The 24,991-nt window shown below is 62.9% G+C and carries 23 protein-coding genes and 1 pseudogene; 12 read left to right on the forward strand and 12 right to left on the reverse strand.

The window, feature by feature from the left end; all coding sequences use genetic code 11:
* Positions 1–7: 7 nt before the first annotated feature.
* Positions 8–610: a DUF4337 domain-containing protein gene (locus AC5I5I_RS23205; protein ID WP_495977065.1), complete on the reverse strand. Its 603-nt coding sequence runs from the start codon at positions 608–610 to the stop codon at positions 8–10.
* Positions 611–718: 108 nt separating this feature from the next.
* On the reverse strand, positions 719–3,481 hold the full coding sequence (gene gyrA / locus AC5I5I_RS23210; RefSeq protein WP_495977067.1) for a DNA gyrase subunit A: 2,763 nt from the start codon (positions 3,479–3,481) through the stop codon (positions 719–721).
* Between the two features lie 272 nt (positions 3,482–3,753).
* Between gyrA and AC5I5I_RS23215 the strand changes: the two genes are divergently transcribed.
* Positions 3,754–4,185: a YciI family protein gene (locus tag AC5I5I_RS23215; protein ID WP_495977069.1), complete on the forward strand. Its 432-nt coding sequence runs from the start codon at positions 3,754–3,756 to the stop codon at positions 4,183–4,185.
* A 57-nt stretch (positions 4,186–4,242) separates the two neighbouring features.
* Positions 4,243–5,505, forward strand: coding sequence for an RNA polymerase sigma factor (locus tag AC5I5I_RS23220; RefSeq protein ID WP_495977071.1), 1,263 nt, complete (start codon positions 4,243–4,245; stop codon positions 5,503–5,505).
* Between the two features lie 13 nt (positions 5,506–5,518).
* Here AC5I5I_RS23220 and ipdC read toward each other — a convergent pair.
* The 6 genes and pseudogenes from ipdC to ku all read right to left on the reverse strand — a co-directional run bounded on the left by ipdC (position 5,519) and on the right by ku (position 12,651).
* A pseudogene (gene ipdC / locus AC5I5I_RS23225) lies at positions 5,519–7,164 on the reverse strand (indolepyruvate/phenylpyruvate decarboxylase).
* Positions 7,165–7,197: 33 nt separating this feature from the next.
* Positions 7,198–7,596 (reverse strand): DUF2306 domain-containing protein, encoded by a 399-nt coding sequence (locus AC5I5I_RS23230; RefSeq protein ID WP_495977073.1) that lies wholly within the window; start codon positions 7,594–7,596, stop codon positions 7,198–7,200.
* Positions 7,597–7,603: 7 nt separating this feature from the next.
* Positions 7,604–8,080: a DUF2269 family protein gene (locus tag AC5I5I_RS23235; RefSeq protein ID WP_495977075.1), complete on the reverse strand. Its 477-nt coding sequence runs from the start codon at positions 8,078–8,080 to the stop codon at positions 7,604–7,606.
* Between the two features lie 146 nt (positions 8,081–8,226).
* On the reverse strand, positions 8,227–8,718 hold the full coding sequence (locus AC5I5I_RS23240) for a single-stranded DNA-binding protein (protein ID WP_495977077.1): 492 nt from the start codon (positions 8,716–8,718) through the stop codon (positions 8,227–8,229).
* Positions 8,719–8,938: 220 nt separating this feature from the next.
* The gene (gene ligD / locus AC5I5I_RS23245; protein WP_495977079.1) at positions 8,939–11,686 is read right to left on the reverse strand and encodes a DNA ligase D; all 2,748 of its coding nucleotides are present in this window, start codon (positions 11,684–11,686) and stop codon (positions 8,939–8,941) included.
* A gap of 14 nt (positions 11,687–11,700) precedes the next feature.
* Positions 11,701–12,651, reverse strand: a complete 951-nt coding sequence (gene ku, locus AC5I5I_RS23250) for a non-homologous end joining protein Ku (protein ID WP_495977081.1) — start codon at positions 12,649–12,651, stop codon at positions 11,701–11,703.
* 233 nt (positions 12,652–12,884) lie between these two features.
* Between ku and AC5I5I_RS23255 the strand changes: the two genes are divergently transcribed.
* From AC5I5I_RS23255 to AC5I5I_RS23270, 4 genes are all read left to right on the forward strand, one after another.
* Complete coding sequence (locus tag AC5I5I_RS23255) at positions 12,885–13,658, forward strand: outer membrane protein (protein ID WP_495977083.1); 774 nt, start codon at positions 12,885–12,887, stop codon at positions 13,656–13,658.
* Between the two features lie 248 nt (positions 13,659–13,906).
* A complete protein-coding gene (gene uvrA, locus AC5I5I_RS23260; protein ID WP_495977085.1) occupies positions 13,907–16,855 on the forward strand; it encodes an excinuclease ABC subunit UvrA in 2,949 nt (982 codons plus the stop codon).
* A gap of 25 nt (positions 16,856–16,880) precedes the next feature.
* The gene (locus AC5I5I_RS23265) at positions 16,881–17,675 is read left to right on the forward strand and encodes a response regulator (RefSeq protein WP_495977087.1); all 795 of its coding nucleotides are present in this window, start codon (positions 16,881–16,883) and stop codon (positions 17,673–17,675) included.
* A 67-nt stretch (positions 17,676–17,742) separates the two neighbouring features.
* Positions 17,743–18,414, forward strand: a complete 672-nt coding sequence (locus tag AC5I5I_RS23270; RefSeq protein WP_495977089.1) for a hypothetical protein — start codon at positions 17,743–17,745, stop codon at positions 18,412–18,414.
* Between the two features lie 71 nt (positions 18,415–18,485).
* Here the strand turns inward: AC5I5I_RS23270 and AC5I5I_RS23275 are convergent, their stop codons facing one another.
* Complete coding sequence (locus AC5I5I_RS23275) at positions 18,486–18,935, reverse strand: DUF6790 family protein (RefSeq protein WP_495977091.1); 450 nt, start codon at positions 18,933–18,935, stop codon at positions 18,486–18,488.
* A 198-nt stretch (positions 18,936–19,133) separates the two neighbouring features.
* Positions 19,134–19,847, reverse strand: coding sequence for a nucleoside deaminase (locus tag AC5I5I_RS23280; RefSeq protein ID WP_495977093.1), 714 nt, complete (start codon positions 19,845–19,847; stop codon positions 19,134–19,136).
* A gap of 590 nt (positions 19,848–20,437) precedes the next feature.
* Between AC5I5I_RS23280 and AC5I5I_RS23285 the strand changes: the two genes are divergently transcribed.
* Positions 20,438–20,752: a hypothetical protein gene (locus AC5I5I_RS23285; protein WP_495977094.1), complete on the forward strand. Its 315-nt coding sequence runs from the start codon at positions 20,438–20,440 to the stop codon at positions 20,750–20,752.
* Positions 20,753–20,861: 109 nt separating this feature from the next.
* Positions 20,862–21,098, forward strand: a complete 237-nt coding sequence (locus AC5I5I_RS23290) for an amphi-Trp domain-containing protein (protein WP_495977096.1) — start codon at positions 20,862–20,864, stop codon at positions 21,096–21,098.
* A 25-nt stretch (positions 21,099–21,123) separates the two neighbouring features.
* Here the strand turns inward: AC5I5I_RS23290 and AC5I5I_RS23295 are convergent, their stop codons facing one another.
* On the reverse strand, positions 21,124–21,324 hold the full coding sequence (locus AC5I5I_RS23295) for a hypothetical protein (RefSeq protein ID WP_495977098.1): 201 nt from the start codon (positions 21,322–21,324) through the stop codon (positions 21,124–21,126).
* A 271-nt stretch (positions 21,325–21,595) separates the two neighbouring features.
* Here AC5I5I_RS23295 and AC5I5I_RS23300 point away from each other — a divergent pair, with 271 nt between their 5' ends.
* Both AC5I5I_RS23300 and AC5I5I_RS23305 read left to right on the forward strand, forming a co-directional pair.
* Complete coding sequence (locus tag AC5I5I_RS23300; protein WP_495977366.1) at positions 21,596–22,636, forward strand: fatty acid desaturase; 1,041 nt, start codon at positions 21,596–21,598, stop codon at positions 22,634–22,636.
* 98 nt (positions 22,637–22,734) lie between these two features.
* Complete coding sequence (locus tag AC5I5I_RS23305) at positions 22,735–23,328, forward strand: HXXEE domain-containing protein (protein ID WP_495977099.1); 594 nt, start codon at positions 22,735–22,737, stop codon at positions 23,326–23,328.
* 74 nt (positions 23,329–23,402) lie between these two features.
* Here the strand turns inward: AC5I5I_RS23305 and AC5I5I_RS23310 are convergent, their stop codons facing one another.
* Positions 23,403–23,816, reverse strand: a complete 414-nt coding sequence (locus AC5I5I_RS23310; protein WP_495977101.1) for a hypothetical protein — start codon at positions 23,814–23,816, stop codon at positions 23,403–23,405.
* Between AC5I5I_RS23310 and AC5I5I_RS23315 the strand changes: the two genes are divergently transcribed.
* Together AC5I5I_RS23315 and AC5I5I_RS23320 are read left to right on the forward strand one after the other, a co-directional pair.
* Complete coding sequence (locus AC5I5I_RS23315) at positions 23,815–24,084, forward strand: hypothetical protein (RefSeq protein ID WP_495977103.1); 270 nt, start codon at positions 23,815–23,817, stop codon at positions 24,082–24,084. The two genes, AC5I5I_RS23310 and AC5I5I_RS23315, sit on opposite strands and share 2 nt — an antisense overlap.
* A gap of 113 nt (positions 24,085–24,197) precedes the next feature.
* On the forward strand, positions 24,198–24,986 hold the full coding sequence (locus tag AC5I5I_RS23320; protein ID WP_495977105.1) for a potassium channel family protein: 789 nt from the start codon (positions 24,198–24,200) through the stop codon (positions 24,984–24,986).
* Positions 24,987–24,991: the final 5 nt, after the last annotated feature.

Raw genomic sequence — 24,991 nt, forward strand, 5'->3', positions numbered from 1 at the left:
CTTCGCCTCAGCTCAGAAACGGCAGTTGGACGAACAGGAAGAAGCCGTTGAGCGTCAGCATCGCACCAATGATGCCCAGCGCACCGCCGACGAAGCTGAGCCACACCAAATCGGCGACGATCGCGACCGAGATCAGCACGATCGCGATCTGCAGCAGAGCCTCGGCGTAATCGAAATAGGGGTCCTGCTTCAGCGCGTGATCGCGCAGGGCTTCGTGTTCCTTGGCGCGGGCGATCAGCTCCTTCTTGCCCTCGCGGGTGTCCGGCTCTGAATCGTAGCGAGCGACAGTCTTGCGATAGGCATCGGCCTTGGCTTTCAGGGCCGCCTGTGCCTCCGGCGACAGCGCCGGATCGTTCTGTGCGAGCCGCAATTCAAGCTGATCCGCGGCAAGCGCGAACGAGGTCTGGCGCATGTTCTTGGCTTGGAAAAAATTCCAGTAATTGGACGCCAGCACGTTGTTGTTGACGGCTTCCTTGCCGGCATTCGACCCGCCCAGCCCGGTGATCGCGAGGATCATCGCCAGGATCGCGATCGTCACGGCGGCCCGCTGCTTGAAGCGGTCATGCGTTTTGTCCTGATCCATCATTTCGGCAGCTTCGTCGGCCTTCATGGCACCCACCCTCATTGCCGCGGCGCAGGATGCACCACGGACGTGACAGACTTTTTTCAATTGAGATTTCGGTCGGGCTCGCGCGCCCGGTTGCGACCCGCTGGACCGTTACGACCCGTTCGAGACGTCTTCGCCTTCTTCGGATAGCCGCTCAACCGACACGACGCGTTCGTCATCCGCGGTGTCGAATACGATCACACCCTGCGAGGAGCGGCTGACAATGCGGATGCCGGCAACGCGGGTGCGGATCAACTGACCGCGATCGGTGACCAGCATGAGCTGGTCGGATTCCTCGACCGGGAAGGATGCGACCAGCTTGCCGGTCTTCTTGCGGATGGTCTTCGCGCCCTTCTTGCCTTCCAGGATGCCCATCGCGACGATGCCTTTGCCGCCGCGATTGGTGATCCGGTATTCGTAGGACGACGTGCGTTTGCCCATGCCCTTCTCGGTCACGGTCAGCACGAACTGCTCCAGCGCCGACATCTCGACATAGCGCTTCTCGCCAAGCTCGATGGTATCGGCCGCCGTCTCCTCGGCCTCCGCATCCTCGTCGACCTCGCCGCCATCCAGGTCGTCGCCGCGCCGCACTGCATTGGCGCGCTTCAGATAGGCGGCACGCTCCTCGGCGCTGGCATCGACATGGCGCAGGATCGACATCGAGATGATGCGATCGCCCTCCTCCATCGAGATGCCGCGCACGCCCATCGACGAGCGGCCTGCAAACACGCGCACGTCCGGCACCGCGAAGCGGATGCACTGGCCGTTCGCAGCGGTGAGAAGCACGTCGTCGGCTTCGGTGCAGATCTGCACGTCGACGATACCCTCACCGTCGGTGAGCTTCATCGCGATGATGCCGGACGGCCGGACATCGGAGAAATCCGACAGCTTGTTGCGGCGCACCGAGCCCTTGGTGGTCGCGAACATCACATCGAGCTTGTCCCAGGTGGTCTCGTCCTCGGGCAGCGGCATGATGGTGGTGATGCGCTCGCCCTGCGCCAGCGGCAGGATGTTGATCATCGCCTTGCCGCGGGCCTGCGGCGCCGCCACCGGCAGCTTCCAGACCTTGAGCTTGTAGACCTTGCCGAGCGAGGAGAAATACAGGACCGGCGCATGGGTGGAGGCCACGAACAGGCGCGCGACAAAATCCTCGTCGCGGGTCTGCATGCCGGCACGGCCCTTGCCGCCGCGGCGCTGCGCCCGGTAGGTCGAAAGCGGCACGCGCTTGATGTAGCCCTGATGCGAGACCGTGACGACCATGTCCTCGCGATGGATCAGGTCTTCTTCGACCACCTCGTCCATCTGCTCGACGATTTCGGTGCGGCGCGGGGTGGCGAAATCCGCCTTCACCTTGGCGAGCTCGTCCTTGACGATCGCCTGGATGCGCGCGCGGGACCGCAGGATCTCGAGATAGTCGCTGATTTCGGCCGCGAGCTTGTCGAGTTCGGCCTGGATTTCCTCGACGCCGAGCGCCGTCAGCCGCTGCAGGCGCAGATCGAGGATCGCGCGCGCCTGGGTGTCGGACAGCTTGTAGGTGCCGTCTTCATTGATGCGATGACGCGGATCGTCGATCAGCAGGATCATCGCCTCGACCGCCTTGGCCGGCCAGTTGCGCGCGATCAGCGCCTCGCGCGCTTCGTTGGCGTCCTTGGAGGCGCGGATCAGCCGGATGATCTCGTCGATATTGGCGACTGCGATGGCGAGGCCGACCAACACATGGGCGCGGTCACGCGCCTTGTTGAGCAGGAACTTGGTGCGCCGCGACACCACTTCTTCGCGGAAGGCCAGGAAGGATGCGAGCAGGTCCTTCAGGTTCATCACCTGCGGACGGCCGCCTTCCAGAGCCACCATGTTGCAGCCGAACGAGGTCTGCAGCGGCGTGTAGCGGTAGATCTGGTTCAGCACGACTTCAGGGATGGCCTCGCGCTTCAGCTCGATCACCACGCGATAGCCTTCGCGGCTCGACTCGTCGCGCAGGTCGGCGACGCCCTCGATCTTCTTCTCGCGCACCAGTTCGGCGATGCGCTCGACCATGGTCGCCTTGTTCACCTGATACGGGATCTCGGTGACGACGATCGCCTCGCGCTCCTTGCGGATGGTTTCGATCTCGACCTTGCCGCGCATCATGATCGAGCCGCGGCCGGTATGGTAGGCGTTGCGGATGCCGCCGCGGCCGAGAATGACGCCGCCGGTCGGGAAATCCGGTCCCGGCACGATCGTGTTGAGATCGTCGATCGAGATCGCCGGATCGTCGATCATCGCCACGCAGGCGTCGATCAGTTCGCCGAGATTGTGCGGCGGAATGTTGGTCGCCATGCCGACGGCGATGCCGCCGGCGCCGTTGGCCAGCAAATTCGGGAAGCGTGCCGGAAGAACGACGGGCTCGCGCTCGTTGCCGTCATAGTTGGGCTGGAAGTCGACGGTGTCGCTGTCGATGTCAGCCAGGAGCGCCATCGCCGGCTTGGCGAGGCGCGATTCCGTGTAGCGCATCGCAGCGGGCGGATCGCCATCGACAGAGCCGAAATTGCCCTGCCCGTCGATCAACTGCAGGCGCATGGAGAAATCCTGCGCCATGCGGACCAGCGAGTCGTAGATCGCCTGGTCGCCATGCGGGTGATATTTACCCATCACGTCGCCGACGATGCGCGCTGATTTCACGTATTTCTTGTCGGGGGTGTGCCCCTGCTCGTGCATCGAATAGAGGATGCGCCGGTGCACCGGCTTCAGGCCGTCACGCGCGTCCGGCAGCGCCCGCGACACGATCACGCTCATGGCGTAATCGAGATACGAGCGCTTCATCTCCTCCGTGATCGACACGGGGCGAATGTCCGGCGGCAGCGCGCCTCCGGCGGCGGGGTTTTCGGGATCGGCCAAGAAGGGTTATCCGGGAAGCTTGAAAATCGGCCGGATCAATAGCCGATTCACAATCGCATTGCCAATCATTTCAGGCTGCAGATGGCCGAATTTTTGCAGTTATTTCAGTGTCTTATTCACCCCCTTCCGGACGTCATGAGGGCTGCCCCAGCATTGCCTTTTTTGCGCATGCGAGAACAAAAAAAATTCGCGGACCTTGTCGAATCCGGCCCCGACGGATCGTCGCGAGGCAGGACGGCCACCGGCCTCCGAAAACCGAAGGAGACAGAACGATGCGTGTGATGGTGTTGGTCAAGGCGACGAAGGATTCCGAAGCCGGCATGAAGCCGACCGCGGAAACCGCGGACATGTTCGAGGCCATGGGCAAATTCAACGAGGAACTGGTCAATGCCGGCGTGATGCTGGCCGGCGACGGCCTGAAGCCCTCCTCGCAGGGCAAGCGTGTGGCCTTTGACGGCCCGGGCCGCACGGTCATCGACGGCCCGTTCGCCGAGACCCGCGAGCTGGTGGCCGGCTACTGGCTGTGGGAGGTCAAGGATATGGCCGAGGCGGTCGAGTGGGTGAAGCGCTGCCCTAATCCGATGCCAGGGCCCAGCGAGATCGAAATCCGCCCCCTCTACGAGATGTCCGACTTTGCCGAAATGCTGAAACCGGAAACCGCCGAACGGATCGAGCGGAGCCGGGAGAAATTGGAAGACCGCTAAGGGTCCAGGTTGGCCAATTGCTTGCCATGCGCCCCGTCTTTTTCGTAAGCGGGGCGCGTGGCAACGCCCGATATCCATAAGTCGGTTGAAACCGTTTTCCGCATCGAACGAGCCCGCCTGATCGGAGGCTTGACGCGGATGGTACGGGACGTGGGGCTCGCCGAGGAACTGGCACAGGACGCGCTGGTGGTTGCGCTTGCCGACTGGCCAGTGAACGGCATTCCGGTCAAACCCGGCGCGTGGCTGATGGCGGTGGCGAAACGCCGGGGCATCGACAGACTGCGCCGCGAGAGGATGCTCGCAAGCAAACACGCCGAGATCGGGCGCGAGTTCGACGAGGCGCGAGACAACCTCGTCGAGGACATCGAAGCGGCACTGGACGACGACATCGGCGACGAATTGCTCGGCCTGATCTTCACAGCTTGCCACCCGATCCTGTCGCCGGAAGCGCGCGCCGCACTGACGATGCGTCTGATCGGCGGACTGACGACCGACGAGATCGCGCGCGCCTTCCTGTCGAGCGAGACCACGATCGCCCAGCGCATCGTTCGAGCCAAGAAGACGCTGCGAGAGACCGGCGTGACGTACGAAGTTCCGCGAGGCGCGGAGCGGCACGCGCGCCTCCCGTCGGTTCTTGAAGTGATCTATCTGATCTTCAACGAAGGCTATGCCGCCACTACCGGCCACGACTTGATCCGCCCGGCCCTGTGCGCCGAGGCGCAGCGTCTTGGGCGGATTCTCGCCGGCGCATTGCCGGACGAACCGGAGGTTTTGGGTCTTCTTGCATTGATGGAAATCCAAGCCTCGCGCCTGACCGCCCGGGTGAACTCTGACGGTTCGCTGCTTCCTTTGACCGGACAGAACCGCGCCCGTTGGGATCAGCTTCTGATCCGCCGCGGTCTCGCCGCGCTCGACCGCGCGGTGGCGCTTGGCGGCAGCAACGGGCCTTACGCCCTGCAAGCCGCACTCGCCGCCTGTCATGCAAGGGCTCGCACCTTGAGCGACACCGATTGGCCCAGGATCGCATCGCTCTATGACGCGCTGCGCGACGTCACGCCTTCACCCGTGGTCGAGCTGAATCGCGCGGTGGCTCACAGCATGGCCTTTGGCCCGGAGGTCGGGTTGAAGCTTCTGGCCGAAATCGAACACGCCGCTGCCTTGCGCAACTATGCACCACTGCCGGCAGCCAAAGGCGATTTTCTGTTTCGGGCGGCCCGTCTGACCGAGGCGAGGATCGAGTTCGAACGCGCGGCGAGTCTGACCCGCAATACGCGTGAGCGGGATTTTCTGCTGGGACGCGCCGCGGCCTGCATCGCGTGATGCAGGCCGCCCGCTATTTGCTTTTCACCATGCGCTCCCGTGCGGCCTTGAAGCCGGTCACGAAGCGATGCAGCGTTTGCGAGGTCTCGCCGCGCTTCAGCATCACCTCGACCAGCGAGAATTGTCCGCGGCGCGTGATCGCCGCCTCCAGGGCCTCGCGCAAGCCCTTGCGGGTGGTCACGCGTTCCCCGTGCCCGCCCAGCGACGGCGCGATGGCCGCAAAATTCCAGTCCGACAGATCGTTGAATGTCGATTCCGGCTGGAACACCCGCAGCATCTCCCATGAGCAGTTGTTGAACAGCACCACGATCGGATCGAGGCCGTAGCGGCGGCAATTGCCGAGTTCCCAGCCGGTCATCTGAAATGCGCCATCGCCGACCAGGATCACCGGGCGCTTGCCGGTCGCCACCGCTGCACCGATCCCGGCGGGCACGCCGAAGCCCATGCCGGCGTAATAGCCGGGCGCGGCGAGTTCGGTATTCTCGATCTCCATCGCCGTGAACAGGCAGTCGCCCATGTCCGCGGTCATCGGCATCGGACCGTGGCGGTCGAACAGATCATTGATCGCGCAGGCAATGTCGGATGGCGCCACCGCTTTGTCGTCGGCCTTCAAACCGCGCGGATAGAGCGTCCGCGGCCGCTTGATCTTCGACGGCTTCAGCTTCGCCGCGCCGGCCCGTTCGATCAGCGCGTCGACCAGCACATCGAGCGGCAGGCCGGCATAGGTGTGGTGGCCGATGCGAACCTGCCGGTCGCTGGCCAGCATGGTGCGCCGCGGATCGAGCGTGCGGCTCGACAGCGCGAAATTGGTGTCGCAAAGGATTACGCCGAGCAGGAGCGCCGCGTCGGACTCCTCCACCAGCGCAGTCACGGTCTTCTCACCCGCAAGACCGAGATAGGTCCCCGCGACGATGTCGGGCGCACCCGCGAGCAGCCCGCGCCCCATGAAAGTGGTGACCGCCGGCAGACCGAGCTTGCGCGCCAGTTCGGCGACCCGGCTTTCGATGCCGTAGCGGCGGATCTCGACATCGACCACGAGCACCGGGCGTTTCGCCGCGCGCAGGCGGGACATGATCTCGTCGACGCATTCGTCGAGAGCCGCAGCATCGACGCGCGGCCGCTTCAGCTCCCGCACCGGAGCGCATTCGACGTCCACCATGTCGCGCGGAATTTCGATATAGACCGGCAGCGCGCGCTCGCGCGCATTGTGCAGCACGCGCGCGATCTCGGCCGGCGCGGTTGCCGGATCGGTCAGCACCGCCTGGTCGCAGGTGATTTCGCGGAACACCGCAAGCTGGGTATCCACAGTCCGCGCCTGATGATGCAGCAGGAGCCCGCTCTGCCGCTCCAGCGCGCCGGGCGCGCCTGCGATCACCACCACTGGAGAGCGTTCGGCATAGGCGCCAGCAACCGCGTTGACGACATTGAAGGCTCCGGCGCCATATGTGACGACCGCGACGCCGATGCCGCCATGAACCGCGCCGCGGCGTCCGCCGCGAAACCGACCGCAGGTTCGTGGCTCAATTCGTAATGCGCAAGGATCCGTGACTGCTCGATCGCCTTGTAGAAGGGCAGCACGAAGTCGCCCGGGATGCCGAAGATTTCACGGGCGCCATGCGCCTTCAGCGCGCGCAGGAGAACGGTTGCAAGCGTGGCCATGAGAGAAAGTCTCGCATGCCGCCACCGACACCGCTAGCTCCCGAACACCACCCTGTGCATGATCCGGCCCGGCCACAGCGTGAAGATGCCCGCGATCACCAGCGCACCGAGGAACAGCGACGTCATCGCGCGCTTGTGGCTCGCGACCTGATGCCGATGCGCATGCCAGACCGCGACTGGCAGCATTACCAGCGTAAAGACAGCCAGCAAGTGGATCGGACTCCATTCGTGCCATACACGCAATTCATGAATGAAGAACGCGGTGACGCACACCGTCGCCATCAGCGCGACCCAGGCCCATCCGACCGTCCGATGCGGCAGCGTACCCTTCGGCGACGCGAACTGCACCAGGCCGATCGCGAAGGCCGACAGCGCTGCGGCCGTGTGAATCTGGATTGCGGGCGAAGCGCTCAGCAGCGGCTCGAGTGTCATGATGGCTTCACCACAGTTGCGGACGCGTGATCATCAGCCAGAAGATCGCGATCATGGCCCCGAAGGCCGGCCAGCCGAGAATGAACCAGTAACGGAAATAACGATCGTAATCCGCTGGCAGCGAGGTCCCGCTTGCCAGCGCCGTCAGCGCAAGATCGCGCATGCGCTTCTGGAACCGGAGCACCGGCAGCCAGCACAGTCCGACGAACAGATAGAGCGCGACCGCGGCGACCATCCACGAGTCGAGCAGCGAATAGCCGGCAACATACGCCAGCCAGATGCCGGTGACTGGCTGCACAACCGCCGCACTCGCCGTGAAGACCGCGTCCGCGATCACCACGATGGTGGCGGTCGCCGCAATCGCCGCGACATTGCGTGATCGATGCGCCATCAGCATGAAGAACGCGATGCCGATGCCCGTGCCGAACAGCACCGCCGCACCGAGAATGTGCGCCAGTTTCAGCAGATGGTAGAGCTCGGGCAACTTAATCCCCGCTCGTCCCCGCGAAAGCGGGAACCCAGAGCTCAACATGCTGGATTCCCGCCGAAGTTTAAACTCGGGCCGCCCGAAGCGTGGGCCCGGGCGGGGAAATGATCGGACGAAAAATCCGGTTCGCTACACGAAAACGATCAGAACGGAATCTCGTCGTCCATGTCGCGGCCGCCGCCGCCCGCCATCGCGGGTTTGCGCGATCCGCCGCCGCTGCTCGGTCCGCTCGAACCGAAATCGCTGCCGCCGCCGTAATCCGACACCCGGTCGCCGCCGCCACCCTTGCTGTCCAGCATCGTCAGCACCGAATTGAAGCCCTGCAGCACCACCTCGGTCGAGTATTTCTCGACGCCGTCCTTGTCGGTCCATTTGCGCGTCTGCAGCGCGCCCTCGATATAGAGCTTCGAGCCCTTTTTCACGTACTGCTCAACGACCTTGCACAGACCCTCGTTGAACACCACGACGCGGTGCCATTCGGTCTTTTCCTTACGCTCACCGGTATTCTTGTCACGCCAGGTTTCCGACGTCGCCAACGAAAAATTGGCGATCGGCCGGCCATCCTGGGTGCGCCGCATTTCCGGATCCTTGCCGAGATTACCCACAAGGATCACCTTGTTGACCGAACCCGCCATCACATTCTCCCGTTCCGAACACGGCGCAATCGCGCCTTCCAAAGTCTCTGCACCCTAGAGCGAAGCCCAGCCGCAAACCCGTGCAACTCGGCGCCATCGGGCCTTTTCCACAACTGGGCGCGTTGTCCAGAGGTTCAATCCCCGAAATATGGGCGAAACCCCAAAGTTCATGGTTTGTTCTTATCATGGCGCGCTCGCCCGCGCAACCTGACCGCGCGCGTTATTTGAGCTTCGGCAAGGCCTGCCGCAGTTTGAAATAGCCCGGCCAGGGGTCGCTACGGCCGATGAATTTCCGCGCCTCGCCGACCGCGACCGGATGCGCGTTATCGAGCCGCGCCAGCTTCTCCCATGATACCGGCACCGCCACCGGCGCACCCTTGCGAGCACGGGTCGAGAATGGCGAGATCGCGGTGGCGCCGCGCTGGTTGCGCAGATAATCGACGAAGATCTTTCCGCGGCGCTTGGCCTTGGACATGTTGGCGATGAAGCGCTCCGGCTCGCGCTCGGCCATCACCCGCGCCAGCGCTTCTGCGAACTCGCGGTGCACGTCCCAATCGTGCCCGGGCTTCAGCGGCACCACTACATGCACGCCCTTGCCGCCTGTCACCATCGGGAAGGATTGCAGCCCGATCTCTTTGAGCATCGCCCGCATGTCCTTGGCGGCGGCGCGCACATGACCGAAATCAAGATCCTCGTCGGGATCGAAATCGAACACCAGCCGGTCCGGTTTCTCGACCGCGTCGACATGGCAGCACCAGATATGCAGTTCGAGCACGCTCATCTGCGCCGCCGCCACCAGGCCGCGCTCGTCCTCGATATAGAGATAGCGGTCGCTGCCGGATTTCTCGCGGATCGAAATCGCCTTGAATTCGTCCGGCCAGCCGTCCGATGCGTGCTTCTGGTAGAACGTCTCGCCGCCGACGCCGCGCGGCGCCCGCACCAGGCTCAAGGGACGGTCGGCAACATGCGGCAGCATCAGGTCGGCGATCGAGAGATAATGCGCGATCACGTCGCGCTTGGTGATCCCGCAATCGGGATACATCACGCGGTCCGGATGGGTAACGCGGACGCCGGCAATCTCCTCGGCGCCGTCGCGCACCGACGAGACCACGCGCGGGCTGACCGCCTTGCGCACCTTGCTGACCCGTGTTTTCGCAGGGGCCTTGCGAACCGTGGTCTTCTTGCTCGCGGTTGTTTTCGCACCGGCCGCCTTCCTGGCCGCTGGCTTCTTCTTCGCGCTTTGCGTCGCCTCCTGCCGTGGCACCGGCGCCTCCTTCACCACCTCGGTGGCCGGCTTGTCGGAGCGCAGCCCCTTGAACGAGCCCTGACGAACCAGCCCCTCCCGCGTCCATCCCCGGAAGGCAATCTCCGCCACCAGCTTCGGTTCCAGAAACCGCGCATGGCGCGCGATATCGCGCGGCACATCGGGCACCGGCGGCGTCTTGCGCGCCAGCGTCTTGAACTGCTTTGAAAGACTGTCGAGCCCCTCGCCCGAATAGCCAGAGCCGACCCGGCCCGCATAGCGGAAGGTGTCGCCCTCGCGCAAAGCCAGCAACAGAGATGAGAAAGGGCGACCGGCCTTGTCGGAGGGCCGCCAGCCGATGATGACGAATTCCTGCTCGAAGCCGCATTTGCTTTTCAGCCAGCTTCGGGTGCGGCCGGAGCGATACGGCGCGTCGGCCTGTTTGGAGATCAGCCCTTCGAGCTTCATGGCGCAGGCCTGCGCGAACGCTTCGGCTCCGTTGCCCACGACGTGATCGGAATAGACCAGCGGCGCCGCGACGCCTTTCAGCAAAGCCCGCAGTTTCTGTTTGCGCTCGGTGAGCGGACGCCGCTGCAGATCCTCGCCGTCGAGCTCCAGCAGGTCGAACAGGTAATAGGTCAGGCTGCCCTGGCCGGTCGACAACGCATCCTGCAGCGCCCCGAAATCGGTATGACCTTTCGCGTCGGCGACCGCGATCTCCCCGTCCAGTAGCGCTGTTTGACAGGGAAGGCTTTGCAGCGCCGGCACGATGCGCGCGAACCGGTCGCTCCAGTCGAGGCCGTTGCGGGTATAGATCGCGACCTTGCCGCCGGCGATAGCGGCGACGCCGCGATAGCCGTCATACTTGATCTCGTGCAGCCACTCATTTCCGTCTGGCGGGCCGTCGACCAGCGTTGCCAGTTGCGGTTCGACGAAGGCCGGCAGTTTTGCCGACGCTTGTTTTGACCGCTTTGCTACGGACTTTTTTTTTGAGCCGCTGGCTTTGGCGCTCGATGATCTGGCGCTGGATGTTTTGGCGCTTGTTGCCTTGCGCGTCCTGCCGACGATCTCGGGATCGTCCTTGCCCGCACTGCCACCCTTCCGGTTCGAGTGCCAGACCGCCTTGCCCCCGCGCTTTCCTTGCGCGATCTCGTCCATGCTGCGGCCGGATTTCACGCTGGTGAGTTCGGTCTCGGCCGACGGCGTTCCGCCGCGCCGCATGTAATCGTCCAGCTCCTTGATCAGCAGCCAGTTGTCCTTGTCCTTCGGAGAGCGCTTGCGGAGTTTCACCAGCGCCCATTTGCCATGCAGCCGTTCGCCATGAAGGATGAAGGCGAGCTTGCCTTTCCTGAGCTGCTCCTCGACGTCGGGCTCCTGCTCCTGCGGCTCCCATGTGCCGGTGTCCCACAGCATGACCGTGCCGCCGCCATATTCGCCCTTCGGAATCGTGCCTTCGAAATCGCCGTAATCGAGCGGGTGATCTTCGGTGCGGACCGCCAGACGCTTGTCGTCGGGATCCTCGCTGGGGCCTTTCGGCACCGCCCAGCTCATCAGCACGCCGTTCCACTCGAGGCGGAAGTCGTAATGCAGCGCGCGCGCGGCATGCTTCTGGATCAGATAGCGAAGTTTGGATGCCTTCTTCTGCCTGCCGACGACGCCTTTCGGCTCGGCGGTGCGCGCGAAGTCCCGCCTGGCGTTGTACTCGCGCAGCGATCCGCGGGGCATCGGTCAGGTATCCGTCACGCCGCCTTGCGGCGGCTGGTCTTCTTGGCGGTCTTGCTCGCAGTCTTGGCGCTTTTGCTCTTGGCGGTTTTGGTCTTGCTTGCCGGCGTCTTGGCTTTTCCGGTCGATGCGGACGACTTGGAATCGCTGCCCTTGCCGGCGGGTTTGCCCTCGCCGCCCTTGTCGCCACCGCCCTTGCCGACGCTGCGTTTCAGCGCGTCCATCAGGTTGATGACGTTGGAGACCGGCTGCGCTTCCTCGATCTCGCGCGGCGGACGCTTCTCTTCCTTGGCCTTGATCAGCTCGCGCAACGCGGCCGTATAGGTGTCCTTGAATTTCTCCGGCTGGAAGTCGCCTGCCTTTTTCTGGATCAGCTCTTCGGCCAGCGACACCAGATCGGCATCGACCTTTTTCGACGGCAATTCGTCGAATACGTCGGCTTTCTTGATCTCGTCGGCATAGCGCAGCGTCTCCATCAGAAGACCCTTGCCGTAGGGCTTGATCGCCACGATCGATCCCTGGCCGCGCACCACCAGCTGTCCGAGCCCGATCTTCTTCGTCTTCTTCAAGGCGTCGCGCAAAACGATATAGGCCTCGGCCGCGTCTTCATCCTCGTCCGACGGCACGATGTAGAATGGCCGGTCGAAATACACTTCGTCGATCGCATCCTCGTCCACGAATTGCGACAGGTCGATCGACTTCTTGGCCTCGAGCTTGACGTCGTTGATTTCCTCGTCGGTCAGGAGAACGTATTTGTTCTTCTCGACCTCGTAGCCCTTCACGATCTCCGACGCTTCCACCGGACCGACGCCCGGCACCACCTTCTCATAGCGGATGCGCTTGCCGGTCGGCTCGTGGATCTGGTTGAACGAAATCCGGCTGGTGGACTTTGTGGCCGGCAGGACTTCAACCGGGATCGAGACCAGTGCCAGCCTGATCCGGCCCGACCAATACGCACGCGTCGGCATGGAAAACCCCTCTCGCGGGACTGCAGCGGCATTCAAGGTCATAAAACGACCGCCGCCAAGTCCGGTTCCCTGCCCTTATGCACCGTAAGGGTTGCGAAATCGCGTATGCGCAGCTCCTTATTTGCGTACCTATACTGTGAATAGAATACGATTGTTGCAGGCGGGTGACAGCGCGCGCGGCGAACGGCGGATATAGTCCCCGGGACGATTCCAGAAAGCCTGGGGAGGCTCTCATGCGTGCCTTGAAAATTGGATACACGATCGCTGCAACGGTCCTGATGACCGCGGCCGCTCACGCTGCTGACATCGCGCGCCCGGTCTACAAGGCCGCGCCGGTCGTCGCGCCGATGTACAACTGGTCCGGTTTCTATGTCGGCGGCCATGCCGGCTGGGCTTGGGCCGATTCCACGGTCGATGGCACCACAGGAACCTTCGACAATGGCGGGCCGCAGAGCCAGAAGCTGAAGCCGGACGACTGGATGTGGGGCGGCCAGATTGGCTACAACTGGCAAGCCGGCAACTGGGTCGTCGGCATTGAAGCAGACCTTGGGGAACTCAATCCCAGCGCCAATGTGACGTTCTTCGGCCCCGGCAGCGCCGGAAACGACGACATCTTCTCCGTCAGCTATGGCCGTTACTACACCGTGACCGGCCGCCTTGGCTGGGCAATGGACCGCGCCCTCTGGTACGTCAAGGGCGGTTATGTGAATGCGAAGATCTCGCAGCTAGCCGGTGACACCGACGGCGGCGCCATTGATCCGACCGATTTCGTGTCGGTGTCGAAGAACCGCGGCGGCTGGACGCTTGGCGGCGGTCTCGAATACGGACTGACACCGAACTGGTCGGTCAAGGTCGAGTATCTCTACATGGACTTCAGCAACGTCTCGATCGCCAATCTTGATCCTGGCAGCGAGACTTATACCTTCAGCGACAGCGTGCAGACTGTGAAGGTTGGCGTGAACTATCGGTTCGACTGGGGCAAGGCTCCGGTGATGGCGAAATACTGAGCCATCCGCGCTCGGATCTCTCAAAGGGCCGGCCTCGCGCCGGCCCTTTTGCTTTGGATGGGCCCGTAGCCGCGCAGCTTCCGGCGCGGCCCGTGAGTTCCGGCCGGTGTCTGTTGACAGATAACGCCCATGCGGCCGCCGGGGGTGGAAAACCGCAGGTGTTCTCACTACGTTCGCCTGACCATCCGCCTGCGTCGAAACGCGTGCCGGACGTCCGCCGTAACTTTGCAGAGCCCCGGTACCCCGGCATGAACGACCTGTTCGACAAGAGCGCCAAATCGTCCCGTCGCGCCGATAGCCGCGTGATCTCCATTCGCGGCGCCCGCGAGCACAATCTCAAGAACGTGGACGTCGACCTGCCGCGCGATTCGCTGGTGGTGTTCACCGGCCTGTCCGGGTCGGGCAAATCCTCGCTCGCCTTCGACACCATCTATGCCGAGGGCCAACGCCGCTACGTCGAGAGCCTGTCGGCCTATGCCCGGCAATTCCTCGAGATGATGCAGAAGCCGGATGTCGACCAGATCGACGGCCTGTCGCCGGCCATCTCCATCGAGCAGAAGACCACCTCGAAGAACCCGCGCTCGACCGTCGGCACCGTCACCGAGATCTACGATTACATGCGGCTGCTGTGGGCGCGGGTCGGCATCCCCTACTCGCCCGCGACCGGCCTGCCGATCGAGAGCCAGACCGTGTCGCAGATGGTCGACCGGGTGCTGGCGTTGCCCGAGGGCACCCGCCTCTACATCCTGGCGCCGGTCGTGCGCGACCGGAAAGGCGAATACAAGAAGGAGGTTGCCGACTGGATGAAGCGCGGCTTTCAGCGGCTGAAGATCGACGGGCAATATTACGAGATCGCCAACGCGCCGGTGCTGGACAAGAAGTTCAAGCACAATATCGACGTGGTGGTGGACCGCATTGTGGTCCGTGCCGACATCAAGCAGCGGCTGGCGGAAAGTTTCGAGACCGCGCTGGCGCTGGCCGAAGGCATGGCGGTGGCGGAATTCGCCGATGGCGGCGTCGCAGCCGAAGGCAAGCGCCTCAAGGGCAGCCATGCCGAAGAGCGCATGCTGTTCTCCGAGAAATTCGCCTGCCCGGTCTCCGGCTTCACCATTGCCGAGATCGAGCCGCGCCTATTCTCGTTCAACAATCCGTTCGGCGCCTGCCCGAAATGCGGCGGCCTCGGCGTCGAGCAGCATATCGACGCCGAACTGGTCATCACCGACAAGGACATGACGCTGCGCAAGGGCGCGATCGCGCCATGGGCGAAATCGTCATCGCCCTATTACGTGCAGACGCTGGAAGCGCTGGCCAAGCATTACAAATTCACCCTCGACACCAAGTGGAAGGCGCTGCCGAAAAAGACCCAGGACGCGATCCTGTATGGCTCCGGCGACGACGACATCAAGTTCACCTATGACGACGGGCTGCGCTCCTACACCACCAAGAAGCCGTTCGAAGGCGTGGTCACCAATCTGGAGCGCCGCTTCCGCGAGACAGAAAGCGAATGGGCGCGCGAGGAACTGGGCAAGTATTTTACCGACGTGCCGTGCGACGCCTGCAATGGCTATCGCCTGAAGCCGGAAGCGATGTGCGTGAAGATCGGCGGCCTGCATATCGGCCAGGTCTCCGAGATGAGCATCCGCAAGGCCGCGCAATGGTTCGAGGGCATCCCGTCGCAGCTCAACAAGCAGCAGAACGAGATCGCGGTCCGCATCCTGAAGGAGATCCGCGACCGCCTGCGCTTCCTCGTGGACGTCGGCCTCGAATATCTCACCCTCGCCCGCGCCTCCGGCACGCTGTCGGGCGGCGAGAGCCAGCGCATCCGCCTCGCCTCGCAGATCGGATCAGGCCTGACCGGTGTGCTCTACGTGCTGGACGAGCCCTCCATCGGCCTGCACCAGCGCGACAATGCGCGGCTTCTTGAAACGCTGAAGCGGCTGCGCGACCTCGGCAACACCGTGATCGTGGTCGAGCATGACGAGGACGCGATCCGGCTCGCCGATTACGTGCTCGATATCGGCCCCGGCGCCGGCGTGCATGGCGGGCGCATCGTGGCGCAGGGCACGCCCGACGAGGTGATGCACGACAAGCATTCGCTCACCGGCAAATATCTCACCGGCGAATACGGCATTCCGGTTCCCGAGCGCCGCGCGCCGTCGAAGCATCGCGCCATCAAGGTGGTCAACGCGCGCGGCAACAATCTGAAGAACGTCACCGCCGAAATCCCGCTGGGTCTGTTCACCGCGGTCACCGGCGTCTCCGGCGGCGGCAAGTCGACCTTCCTCGTCGACACGCTGTACAAGTCGATCGCCCGCAAGCTGAACGGCGCCTCCGACGCCCCCGCCCCGCATGACCGCATCGAGGGGCTGGAGCATATCGACAAGATCATCGACATCGACCAGTCGCCGATCGGCCGCACCCCGCGCTCCAATCCCGCGACCTATACCGGCGCCTTCACCCCGATCCGCGAATGGTTCGCCGGCCTGCCGGAGTCGAAGGCGCGCGGCTACGAGCCCGGCCGCTTCTCCTTCAACGTCAAGGGCGGCCGCTGCGAGGCCTGCCAGGGCGACGGCGTCATCAAGATCGAGATGCACTTCCTGCCCGACGTGTATGTCACCTGCGAGACCTGCAAGGGCAAACGTTACAATCGCGAGACCCTCGACGTCACCTTCAAGAACAAGTCGATCGCCGACATTCTCGACATGACGGTCGACGAGGGCGCGGACTTCTTCAAGGCGGTGCCGAAGATCCGCGATATCCTGACCACGCTGCAGCGCGTGGGGCTGGGCTACATCCATATCGGCCAGCAGGCCACCACGCTGTCGGGGGGCGAGGCGCAGCGCATCAAGCTCGCCAAGGAATTGTCGAAGCGCGCCACTGGCCGCACGCTCTACATCTTGGATGAACCCACCACCGGGCTGCATTTCCACGATGTCGCCAAGCTGCTCGACGTGCTGCACGAGCTGGTCGAGACCGGCAATTCGGTGGTGGTGATCGAGCACAATCTCGAGGTGATCAAGACCGCCGACTGGATCATCGATCTCGGCCCCGAAGGCGGCGACGGCGGCGGCGAGATCGTGGCGGCCGGCACGCCGGAAGACGTGGTCAAGGAGAAGCGCAGCTACACCGGGCAATATCTCAAGCCGGTGCTGGCCAAGGGCGGCCCGAAGCGGCGGAAGGTGGAAGCGGCGGAGTGAGTTGACGGAAGCCCGGCCACAACGCATGATTGCATTGGTGGTGGGGGATAATGAAATGGACGCCAGCTCTGTTGATAGTTTTGCCAATACTGCAAAGTCACTGTCAGGCAGCCCACTTGGAATTATAGCGCTCTTTATTGTTCTGCTTTACGCTTTCGCATCGCTTGTTACCGCTTTCAGTGGCTCATTTGCGACCAATGAAAGAACGCCGCTGATATACTTTATGGTGGTGTTTCCTTTTGTCGTGCTCGGAGTATTTGCTTGGCTCGTAAGCCAACATCCAACAAAGCTTTACGCGCCGAGAGATTTCCAGAATGAAGACAACTACGTCAGAACGATCGCTTTGCTGGCTGCAGCACAAGCAAAGTCTTCGACATCCGATGGTCTGCCGAGTCCAATTGACGTCAGTGCGATTATAGCAACCGTTGAGAAAACCTCGCGCAGATCTGACGTCCGTATCAGCAATGAACGCAAAGCTCTGCTTTGGGTTGACGATCATCCTGAAAACAATGTCCTGGAGCGAAGGGCTTTTGAAAGCGCTGGCTACTCGATAACACTTGCACTCTCAACCCAGCAGGCGATTGAACAACTCGGCGCAAAGCGTTTCACCGCGATTATTTCCGACATGGGACGAAAAGAAGGACCACAGGAGGGCTACGCTCTCCTTGAGAAAATTAGATCGTCAGGAAATCAAACGCCGTTCTTCATTTACGCAGGATCGAACTCACAAGAACACAGAAACGAAGCTATCAGGCGAGGCGCCCAAGGCTCCACTAATGATCCGAATGTTCTATTCCAATTGGTAACAAGCGCAAATTAGCCGATGCCAAGTGCGCGCCGAGGTAGAATGGAAGCGGCGGACTGATCTCGCTGGGAGTATTGTTCAGATGTCGCTTAAGGACTGGCTTCCCGCGATCGCCGTAATTGGCCCCATTATTGCGGCGGTAATTACCCTCATCGCGACAAGGCGTCTTCGTGAGCGGAAGCGACTAAGATTCGAAATTACAGCGCCGGAAGATTTGACGGCACCGATGAGGCGACAAAACGTCAAGTTCAGTATTAGGTATGAAGAGCAGGATGTCGACCACTTCAATCGAACAGTTGTGCGTGTCCAAAACAGCGGGAACGCTCCTATAAAGGATGTGCGTTTTATTATCCGGACGCCCGGACATCACAAAATGCGAACCTTTAATTGGAGACCGTACAACGACGATAAGGTGATCGAATCACTGGATGCCAATTGGCTTGCCGACCCAAACGACGATGCACTTCAAGTATCAGCACCCTTCTTGAATCCGAAAGAAATGTTTGGATTAGCGCTATTTTTCGATGGAAAGCCTATTGCCTCCTCAATCAATTGTCGAATGGAGGGAGTCGAAGTCTCTACGACCTTAAACACAACTATTTCTGCATATGCCGCCGAAGCGCAATTTGCGCTTATCGAGGCCATACTGAAAAGCCAACCACTCGGCATTCTTTTCCAAACGACGGACCGGTTGATGGGTGGTAGCGTGTTGGAGAGACATCAAAAACTCAAGAAAATACTTAACAAAAACTAGAAAACGTGGCCCGGAAGAAGCGAAATCGGTGACAAGATTTTCTCGCATTGCTGTTCGTTAGATGCGCGCTATCACATCACCACCAACCACACCACCAACACAACCGCCGCCCACAGATCCGACCACAGCGCCCAGTTCTCCGACACTGTGCGCTCCGCATTCATCACATGTTTGCCGCCCGCTAGCGCGTAGAAGATCGCCATCGTGATTGCGGCCGGCACGATCCAGTTCGCATTGACAATCGTCAGCACGCCCAGCGCGCCGATCGCGATGTTGCCGAAGCCTAATTCGCTCACGATCTTCATCGCGTTCGGATCGGTGATGCGGAAGATGGTCTTCGCGGTGAAGTCCGGCTTCGCGAGCTGGTAGAGCCCGGCGATCAAGAGCCGCAATCCGAAGAAGAACACGAACCATTTGCCGGCGAGCGCGATCAGGCTGCCGCCGCTCGTCATGGCTTCAATGGCAATGGCCGCAAGCGGCGCGGCCAGCATGAGAATCAGGATGGTGACGATCTGGAGCATGCGGTGATGTTACCCGCTTGCCAGTGAGTGGGCGCAAGCGTGCGCAACAAACTCCGCTCATTCCCGCGAAAGCGGGAATCCAGGAAGCCGCATCGGCAGCGAATGTCGCCCTGGGTCCCCGCTTTCGCGGGGACGAGCGGATCGGGGGAGTTGCGAAACCGTCACGCGCCGCGCCCAGCCCGCTTTGCTTCATCCGCCTCAATACGGATGGCGATCCTTCTTGTTCATCCAGGCCTGATAGGCCTTGAGGCCGGTGTCGCGCTCGAAATTCTCGGTCACCGCGATGCGCCGGTCCGCCCACGGCTTGGCGAAGTCCTCGTACTGGAAGGCATCGTCGAAGCCGATCGCGCTGGTGTCCTTCAGGCTGGCGGCGAAATAGACGTGGTCGATGCGCGACCAGTAGATCGCGCTCATGCACATCGGGCACGGCGCGCCGTTGATATAGATCTCGCAGCCGCTCAGCATCTTCGCGCGCTCAGGCACGGGGTCGGGCGAGCCGGCCGGGCGCGGGATCATCTCGAGGATGGTGCCGGGGCCATATTCGCTGCCGAGCAGCGCCTTCGGGTTCAGCCGCGCCGAGGCATCCATGATCGCGGTGATCTCGGCGTGATAGACGGGAATGCCGGTGAGCAGAACGCGGTTCTGGCCGCGGCCGATGATCTCGCCGTCCTTCACGATCACGGCGCCGAACGGGCCTCCCCATCCCTTCTCCACCGACTCGATCGCCAGTTTGGTCGCCTCCTCCATGAACACGCGCTTGTCCGCCGGCATCTCCTTGACGCCGACGCCGGATGTCGCGGCCTGCAGCCCGGAGGTCGCGGCCACGCTTAGCGCCGCAGCGCCCACGGCCTTGCCGAAAAAGGCGCGCCGTCCGGCATTGGGGAGATGATGATCGCACTCGCACTCGGTCATGGACGTGGCCTCTCCGTTCGCGACTGATCCGCGCGCGAACGGGTCTAGAGCCCACTTGTGAAAATCGCCCGCCGGGAATGATTCAAAGTTGAGCGATCCCGCATAGAAAAAAACTTATCCCCCTCGCCTCGCGCGACCTTATCTTGCCTCTCGCCGCTCCCGCGTAAGGGACGCAAAACCGGTTGCTCCGGATTGCGTGGGGGTGGTGTGGCGCCCGCGTCCGTGCCTCGCAAGCACGGCCCCGGGCGGCGCCGGGGCTCCGCCCGGGGTCACTACGGACCCCTGCCGGGAGCCGGCTGACGCCATGCGCAGTTTCAGGCGCATGGAGGCAAAGCGCGGCCCGGCGCCGCATAGACGTCACGACGGAGCGCCGGAAGGCGCCCGCATGTGCGCGCTCAAGCTTGCGCAGTTCGCGCGAGCATAGAGCGAGGACATGCGGCTCACTGAAGGACAGGTGCGCCCTCCGGTGCTCCGTCCCCGTCCCTTTCGCGTTGCGCGAAGGGACAGAGCGTCAAAGGCGCACCCCGCGCCTCAAACAACAGGGGCGATGGCGCACATCAGCATTTCAACGATGGAGGCCCAGCCTGGCCATGCAACCCACCCCGCTCACCGAACGACACTATCGCGACGGCACCCACGCCACGCCGCACTGGATCGCCGAGCTCTATTGCCTGTGGCGGCTGTGTCCGCGCACCGCCTGCCGGCGCGCGAAAGCCTGCCGCAGCGGCGGATGCGCCTGCCAGACCGGCCTCGCGCTGGTGCCGCCGGACGCGCTCGACTTCCTCGCCGCGTTCGAACAGGCGCGCGACGACGGCCTGAACTATGACGAGATGATCGATGTCTGCGCCGAGGAGCTTGCGGCGCTGGAGCATTGGCGTGAGCAGGTCGCGCGCAGCATCGCGTGATCGCGCGCGCATCGCGGTGGCGGTTCCCGCATCGTCTTGCGGCATTTTGTCAGTCGCACGCGCAACGCGTCATCCCCATTTGCGCCCGGCAACAAACAGGAGACGACCCTTGAGCACCGCAGCCCCGAAGAAACGCGACCGCGACATCGAAAAGGATTATCCGCTGCCGCAATTCATCGACAAGCTGCGCCGCCTCGCCGACGCGCTGGAAAAAGGCGAACGCTTCGAGATCCAGATCGCGAATGAACGCATCTCGGTGCCGGTGCGCGCACAATACAATATCGAGCACGAACGCGGCGACGGCGAGGAGGAGATCGAATTCCAGATCAAGTGGCAGCGCGTCTGACGCTTGGTGACCCTTGGGTGCGCGGTCACGCCCCGCGCGGCCGCTCCTGGTGCTGCGCCGAGTCAACCGCACGCTGGCGCCGCCGCGCCATCACCTGCCAGTAGACGAAGGCGCCCACGGCTGCGATGCCGAAAATCAGCGCGGTGCTGAGGCGCCCGGAATAGCCCCACATCACCGCCATGATTGCGGCCACGGCGAGCCAGTATTTGACTTTATCGGTCAGCATGGGCGTTTCTTTCGGCGGCGGAATGCGGTCGCGGCGCCCCCTTCATGTCGCGCTGCGGCGACCGGCCTTCAATCCGTAGAACTACGGGCCGGCGTGCGCGGCCCGGTTGCAGCGAAAAAGCCCACCACCGGGCGCCGGGCCTGTGCTAAGGCGCCCTCCGGAACCAATAACAAAGCGCGGGCGGCGCATCGCCGGTGCCAGCCACCGGCCAAAAGGATCAGTTTTGACTCTTCTCGATCGACAAACCGCGACCGGCAGCCCCGCCGGCGCGATCGATGCCGAACCCATATCCGCCGATACCGGGCCCGCCCGGAACTGGACCCGCATCCTCAACCGCTATCGCGAACCGAGCAGCAGCCGCAGCGCGGTCGAACTGGCCATTACGTTGGTGCCGCTGGTGCTGTTATGGGCCGCGATATGGGCGGCCGTGCACTTCGTCGGCTTCTGGCTGGCGCTGCTGATCGCCATTCCGGCCGCCGGCTTCCTGGTGCGGCTGTTCATGATCCAGCACGATTGCGGGCACGGCGCGTTCTTTGCGCACAAGCAGGTCAACGACTGGACCGGACGTATCATCGGCGTGCTCACCATGACGCCCTACGATTTCTGGCGCCGCACCCATTCGATGCATCACGCCACTTCCGGCAATCTGGATCGCCGCGGCATGGGCGACATCGACACCCTCACGGTGCGCGAATATCACGCCCGTTCGCGGCTCGGCCGCCTGCAATACCGGCTGTACCGCCACCCGCTGGTGATGTTCGGCATCGGCCCGGCCTATCTGTTCCTGCTGCGGCATCGTCTGCCTTTCGGACTGATGCGCAGCGGTTGGCTGCCCTGGATCAGCACCATGGCGACCAATGCCGCGATCGCAGCGATCGCAGGCACGCTGATCTGGTTCATCGGGCTGCAGGAATTCCTGCTGGTGCATCTGCCGATCATGCTGATCGCCGCCTCGCTCGGGGTCTGGCTGTTTTATGTGCAGCACCAGTTCGAGCAGACCTCCTGGCATGACAACACCAACTGGGATCTGCACGACGCCGCCCTGCACGGCTCCTCACATTACGACCTGCCGCCGGTGTTGCGCTGGTTCACCGCCAATATCGGCATCCATCACGTGCATCACCTGTGCAGCCGCATTCCCTATTACCGGCTGCCGCGCGTGCTGCGCGACCATCCGGAATTGGCCGAGATCAGCCGCGTGACCCTGCTGGACAGCCTGGCCTGCGTCCGGCTGACGTTATGGGACGAAGAGCGCCGGCAGCTGGTGTCCTTCCGCGACGCCCGCCGCCGCAGCGCACCGGTGCCCGCCTGAGGCGCAAGAGCAAACCGGCGACCGGCCCGGAGGAGCGTGGTAAATTAGGCGGCGTCTGAGTCGCGTGCGTCCCACCCCCCTCTCAGGATCGAAGCCGCATGCACCCGCTGAAGCTTGTTTCTGCCGACTGGCAGAAGGCCCTCCCCGTCCTCATCGTCATCGGTATCGTCATCTGGCTCATGCTGTTCAGGGCCACCCCCACCACCGAGCAGGCGTTGTTCGCCGCGCTCCTCATCATCTACATGATCCATCAGATCGAGGAGCATCTCTGGCCCGGCGGCTTCCGGCAGTTCGCCAATGCCCGTGTCTTCAAGAGCGGCGACGATGACTGGCCGGTGTCCGAAGGCGGCGTTGCACTGGTCAATGTCGGATATGTGTGGCTGCCGATCCTGCTGGCCGCTCTGTTCCCGGGACCGTTGCGCTGGCTCGGGCTCGGCTGGGTGGGCCTGACGCTGATCAACGGGATTTCTCACATCGCAACGTCGATCCGCTTCCGGATCTATAATCCCGGGCTGATCACCTCGATCGTGCTGTTCCTGCCGTTCACGATCTGGATGCTGGCGCGCGAAGTATCTGCGGGCCTGCTGACCGGCTGGCAGGTGGCCGCACTCCTGATCGCGGGCATCCTGCTGCATGTTCCGGTCGCGGCACTGTTCGTGGTCCCGTACCGCCGCGGCGAAGCGCGCGCCTGAAGCCCCGCCTAAAGAAAAGGCCGAACCGCGATGCCTCGCGGTCCGGCCGTTTCTGTCATCGAATTACGCAACAATCAGTGCGGACGGTCGCGCTCGTCATATCGGCGCGCATTGTCCGCGATATCGTCTGCCGCATCCTTGGCTTCGCGCTTCAGACGCAACGCCCTCTCGGCGATGTCTTGCTGCGTTTCCTCGACGGCGCCCATCAGGGAACGCGCTGCCGAACCGATCGCATCGGTAGCGCCATTTGCGATCACGTCGCGCGCCGCTGCTGCGGCGCTCACCGCGGCCTCCTTCATGAGGACACCGCCGTCCGCCAGTGCCTTGCCGGCGCGCTGCCCGCTCTCGGTGCGAGACGCAGCGAGGACAGCAGCCGCTGCCCCAGCAGCGGCGACCAGGGCTTCGGCCATGATCACGCGGCTGGTTTGCGACGCCAGGATATCCTTCATCAGGTTGGAGGGCATGAAATCGAACAGGCCAGCCATCATGCCGGTCTTCTTCGACGAAGCCGTTCGGGGCGATGCCGCGCGTGTGTTGGAGGACGCGCTGCGGGCGGAGCCGGCCGATGCGCGACGTTTAGCCGGTGCCCTCTTGGCGGTGCTTTTGGTCGTACGTGCCGCCGTCCGCTTTGCCTTTTTCGCTTTTGCCATATGCGGTCGTCCCTTGCTTCTGGGGGTGAAAGTTTCGCACAACAACAATCGAACCGGGAACGAGTTCCATGCCGTTCAGGCAGGACCGAAAACTTATCCTCGCTGACAGATCCGGCCTTATGTTCGCGTCGAGGCATAAGGCGAGCAGCACACGCGTCCACCGCACCCCTGCCCGCTTTGCTATAGATTCAGCGACGAGTGAGAACGAACGGACCCGGCATGGCTAACCGCAGAACGGTGACGGACCTCAGGATACGCCTCAAGATGCTCTATGAGGGACGGTCCGAGGAGGCGCATCGCTTCCGCTACGGCCTCCTGATTTTCGACGTCATAACCCTCGTCTTCATCGTCGCGACCTCCTTCATTCCCCGTGAAAACTGGATCGAGGTCATGGATGTCGGATTCGGGCTCATTATCCTTGCCGACTTCATCGCCCGCCTGATCATCAGCGATCGTCCGCTGCGCGACCTGCTCCACCCCGTCACCTGGGCCGACGCGGCAGCCATCGTATCGTTTCTGGCGCCGCTGGTGGGCGAGCCGGCCGGCTTCCTGCGTATCCTGCGCACGCTACGCTTTCTCCGGAGCTATCAGCTGCTCGCGCGCCTGCGTGCGGATTTCCCCTACTTCCGCGAGCATGAGGAAGTGATCATAGCGGTCGCGAACTTCCTGGTGTTCCTGTTTGTGATGACCGGCTTCGTCTACGAAACCCAGTACGCCACCAATCCCGGAATCAAGAACTATGTCGACGCGCTCTACTTCACCGTCACGGCGCTGACCACGACCGGCTTCGGCGATATCACCTTGCAGGGCACAACCGGTCGTCTGATTTCGGTCGCGATCATGATCTTTGGCGTAACCTTGTTCTTCAATCTTGCGCGCGCGGTATTGCGTCCCAACAAGGTGCGATTCGAATGTTCCGATTGCGGACTGATGACACATGACCCCGATGCAGTGCACTGCAAGGCGTGCGGCAAGATGCTGAAGATTCCGAACGAGGATCTCAATTGACGATC

It is taken from the genome of Pseudorhodoplanes sp. (assembly GCF_059499825.1).